Below are 1,238 nucleotides of genomic sequence, written 5' to 3'. Positions count from 1 at the left end.
CAAGCGGGGGATCGCCCGGCGGGGGGACCGGGGAAGGCGGACCGACCGGAGGCCACCCGGAGGGAGGCGGCGCGGCACGAGGCCCCCCGCCTCGACGTCCCCCGCCCCGACGTCCCCCGCCCGACGCCTCGGCCTCGCGCTCACGCGCCCTCGCGCGCCGCGCTCCCCGGTCCTTCGGTCCCTGGTCCCGCCTCGTGAAGCTCCCCATGGCCCCGTCTCCCCGCGTCTCGTCCGTGCTGACGAGGGGGAAGGCAGGGAGACGGGAACGGGCGGGGCGTCACACCGGGGAGCCGAGCGGGAAGGGGTACGGGGGGAGCGGGAGGCGGTCCGGGACAGTACCGGGGTAGGGGGTCGGAGGCCGCAGACCGGGGGCGGCGCCCGGCGCGGACCGCCCCGCCCCTTGCGCCCCCTACTCCTCCCGGTCCCCCGCCGCCTCCGTCTCCGCCGCCTTCGCCGTCTCCGCGCGCCGGATCGCGTCGCGGTAGGCACGGGCCGAGGCGCGCAGCGACGCCTCCGGGTCCACGCCCGCCGCGTCGGCGCGGGCGGCAAGGGCGAGCAGCGCGGGGCCCCAGTCGGCGCCGGGCTCGGGGACGGGGACGGGAAGGCCCGCCGTACGGGCGCGGGCCGCGAGCTTCGCGGCGAGCGAGAGCGCGGGCTGCGCGAGCGGGATGCCCTCGGTGACGGAGGCGCGCTGCTTCTCGTCGGCCTTCGCGGCGAGCCACAGCGTGCGGACCTCGTCGGGGGTCTCGGCGCTTTCGTCGCCGAAGACGTGCGGGTGGCGGCGGATCAGCTTCTCCACGAGCGCGCCCGCGACGTCGTCCACCGAGAAGGGCTCCTCGGCGTCGTCCTCGGCGATACGGGAGTGGAAGACGACCTGGAGCAGGACGTCGCCCAGTTCCTCGCGCAGTTCGTGCCGGTCCCCGTCCTCGATCGCCTCGACCAGCTCGTAGACCTCTTCGAGCGCGTACTTGGCGAGACCTTCGTGGGTCTGGCGGCTCGACCAGGGGCAGTCCAGGCGGATGCGGTCCATGACCTGCACGAGGTCGATGAGGCGCGCGCCGGGCAGGTCGTACGAGGCGGGGAGGAGTTCCAGTTCGGGCATGGCGTGCCGCCCCGAGCCCGCGAGCGCGGCGAGGCGGTCGGTCAGCCGGTGCTCGTCCTCGCCGTGCCCGGCCACGACGACGACCGTCGAGCCGTCCGCGCAGGCGGCGACCAGTTCCTCGGCGGCCGGTACCCCG

1 protein-coding gene is annotated in these 1,238 nt (G+C 76.8%); it reads right to left on the bottom strand.

Translation table 11 applies throughout. The annotated features are described in order from the left end of the window. Positions 1-409: 409 nt before the first annotated feature. On the bottom strand, positions 410-1,238 hold an 829-nt coding region (locus SSBG_RS17570), incomplete at its 5' end, for a MazG family protein (protein ID WP_078491338.1).

This window comes from Streptomyces sp. SPB074 (assembly GCF_000154905.1).
Taxonomy (GTDB): Bacteria; Actinomycetota; Actinomycetes; order Streptomycetales; family Streptomycetaceae; genus Streptomyces.
This window is presented reverse-complemented; position numbering and strand designations above follow the sequence as displayed.